At 65.5% G+C, this 3049-nt stretch carries 3 protein-coding genes; all 3 read right to left on the bottom strand.

Going from position 1 to position 3049, the window contains the following annotated elements:
- A partial coding sequence (locus ACT4OC_RS19695; RefSeq protein ID WP_444840707.1) for a B12-binding domain-containing radical SAM protein occupies positions 1-789 on the bottom strand: 789 nt, incomplete at its 3' end.
- 161 nt (positions 790-950) lie between these two features.
- Positions 951-2333: an ethanolamine ammonia-lyase subunit EutB gene (locus tag ACT4OC_RS19700; RefSeq protein ID WP_444840708.1), complete on the bottom strand. Its 1383-nt coding sequence runs from the start codon at positions 2331-2333 to the stop codon at positions 951-953.
- 235 nt (positions 2334-2568) lie between these two features.
- Positions 2569-3049 (bottom strand): type II toxin-antitoxin system PemK/MazF family toxin (locus tag ACT4OC_RS19705; RefSeq protein ID WP_444840709.1); only part of this gene is annotated, 481 nt, incomplete at its 5' end.

Here is a 3049-nt window from a genome sequence, read left to right on the forward strand (position 1 = left end):
GCGCGTGATGTAGCCGGTGCGCTTCTGCCACTCGATCAGGTGCGGCAGCAGGTCCAACGTGGCCTTGCGGTTGCCGATGAAATTGTCGTCGACGAAATAGATGGTGTCGGTCATGCCGCATTCGCGCAGGCGGTCGAGCTCGGCGACGATCTGCTGCGGCGTCTTCAGGCGCGGGTTGCGGCCGTAGAGGCCGGGGATGTCGCAGAACTCGCACTGATACGGACAGCCGCTGGAGTACTGGATGCTGCCGAGCAGGTATCTCCGCGTCTCGGCGAGCTCATAGGCGGGAATCGGAAAATCGCTCATGGCGAGACGATCCCGGGTGGACAGCACCACCTGCCGTTCCGGGCGCGTGCAATCTTCCGCAAGGCGCCGGAACAGCTCGTTGGTGGCGTCGCCGAGCTCGCCGACATGCAGATAGTCGAAGGACGGATAATAGTCCGGGCAGGCGCTCACCGATGGGCCGCCGAGCGCCACCGGCAGGTCGTAGGCATGGGCGCGGCGGCAGATGTCGTTCATCTGGTTGCGCTGGATATGCATGCCGCTGACCAGCACCGCCTCCGCCCATTCGAAGTCCTCCCTGGTGGCGGGACGGAGGTTTTCGTCGACGAAGCGCACCGGCCAGCTGGCCGGCAGATAAGCGGCGATCAGGAGTAGCCCCTGCGGCGGCATGAAGCCCTTGACGCCGTCGGTCAGGGGGTAGGCATGCTCGAACGTACCGAAAGACGACGTATAGCGGGGGAAGACACAGAGGATCCGCCGTACCGTCTCAAAACCGTCTGCTCGCATCAAACTTCCTCAAGCATTCTCGTTACTTGTCCCCCGCTCCGGAATTTAATCACGAGCTTGAAGGCTCGGCTACAAATTCCTCTCAGGATTGTGGGTGAGCGACAACGCGCGGACCGGGCTATGGTTGCAAGGCCCCTTGGCGACCCCCTTTTGAATGCCTCTCAAGCGATCAACTTTGCGGCAAAATCGGGCAACTGCGCGGCATTGCCGGCCAGACGGCAATCGGTGCCGGCAAGACCAATCCGCACCAGCCAGTCGTCGAACTCCGGCGCGCGCTTCAGCCCGAAGAGGTCGCGCAGATAGAGCGCGTCGTGGAAGGAGGTCGATTGGTAGTTCAGCATGACGTCGTCGGCGCCGGGCACGCCCATGATGAAGGTGACGCCGGCCGCCGCCAGCAGCGTCAAGAGATTGTCCATGTCGTCCTGGTCGGCCTCGGCATGGTTGGTGTAGCAGACGTCGACGCCGAGCGGGGCGCCCAGCAGCTTGCCGCAGAAATGATCCTCGAGGCCGGCGCGGATGATTTCCTTGCCGTCATAGAGGTATTCCGGACCGATGAAGCCGACGACGCTGTTGACGAGCAAGGGATCGAAGGCGCGGGCCACCGCATAGGCGCGCGCCTCGCAGGTCTGCTGGTCGACGCCGTGATGCGCATTGGCCGACAGCGCCGAGCCCTGCCCGGTCTCGAAGTACATTACATTATTTCCCACGGTGCCCCGCTTCAGCGACAGCCCCGCTTCGCGCGCTTCGGCCAGCAGCGCGAGGTTGACGCCAAAACTGCGGTTGGCGGCTTCCGTGCCGGCGATCGACTGGAAGACGAGGTCGACCGGGAGCCCCTGCCCGATCAGGCCCATCGTCGTGGTGACGTGCGTCAGCACGCAGCCCTGGGTCGGAATGTCGAAGCGGCCGATGATGTCGTCGAGCAGCCGCAGCAGCCGGCCGATCGCGGCGGGATCGTCGCTCGCCGGGTTGATGCCGATGCAGGCATCGCCCGATCCCAGCAGCAGGCCGTCGAGGATGGACGCCGTGATGCCCCGCACATCGTCGAAGGGATGATTGGGCTGCAGGCGCGTGCTCATCCTCCCCTTCAAACCGATCGTGTTGCGAAAGCGGGTGGTTACCTCGCATTTCTTCGCAACCTGAATCAGGTCCTGGTTGCGCATCAGCTTCGACACCGCGGCCGCCATTTCCGGCGTCAAGCCGCGCGCGAGACCGGCCAGCACTGCGCTCGTGGCGGCATCCGAGAGCAGCCAGTCGCGGAAGCCGCCGACGGTGAGCGAGGCGACCGGCGCAAACGCGCGCGCGTCATGGCTATCGACGATCAGGCGGGTGACCTCGTCGTCCTCGTAGGGAATCACCGCCTCGTTGAGGAATTGCCGCAGCGGCACGTCCGCTAGCGCCATGCGCGCGGCGATCGTCTCCTCGGCGCTGCCGGCCGCGATCCCGGCAAGCCGGTCGCCGGAGCGCGGCGGGGTTGCCTTGGCAAGCAGGTCGCGCAGATCGGCGAAGACGTAGGACGTAGCGCCAATTGCCTTGCGATAGACCATGAATGGCTCCGTACAGGGGCGCGCCGCAACGGCGAGCGCAGCCTAGCACCGGCGTGCGACGGACGGGCGACCGCCCGGGCCGCCGACCGATCACCCCGCACGCCTTGGCATGCCACCATTATGCCAATGCCGCGCCCAACCGCATTATACATTCCTCTCGGCTGCGCCTGCAGGGCGGGTCACGCGAAGTTGTCGCCAGGGAGACGACCCGCCTATCGGCGGTGCCACCGCTGATTTAGTCGGCAAGCCCCAAGACAAACGCCAACGCGGCACCGAGCCGTGCCATGTCCCGATCACCGAGGCGTCCGATCTTCCGTCCGACCCGCTCGCGCCTGATAGTGACCGGCTTATCGGCCATCACCTGCGATGCGACCCGCAATCCATTCTCGGGGGCGGGATCGATGGTTACACGAAAATCCGGAGCATCCGCCAACTCGGACGTCAGCTGGCAGACCACCACGGACGCGTTCGCTTCCGGAAAAGCGTCGGTTTGCACAATGACGGCCGGACGAGGCTTGCCATAGTCGCCGGTCGCGGCGACGGTGACCAGATCACCGCGTCGCATCGGCGCCAAACTCGGCGACCGATTCGATCCATCCAAGCGCGTCGCGTTCGTGACCCGGATCGAGGCCCGCGACCTGCTTTGCAACCCGGCGCCGGACGGCGCGCGATCGGGGATCCGCCACGACCAGGCGCAACTCGCGCAAACCCCGGGC

Origin of the sequence: Bradyrhizobium sp. (assembly GCF_052389815.1) — a bacterium.
Taxonomy (GTDB): Bacteria; Pseudomonadota; Alphaproteobacteria; order Rhizobiales; family Xanthobacteraceae; genus Bradyrhizobium.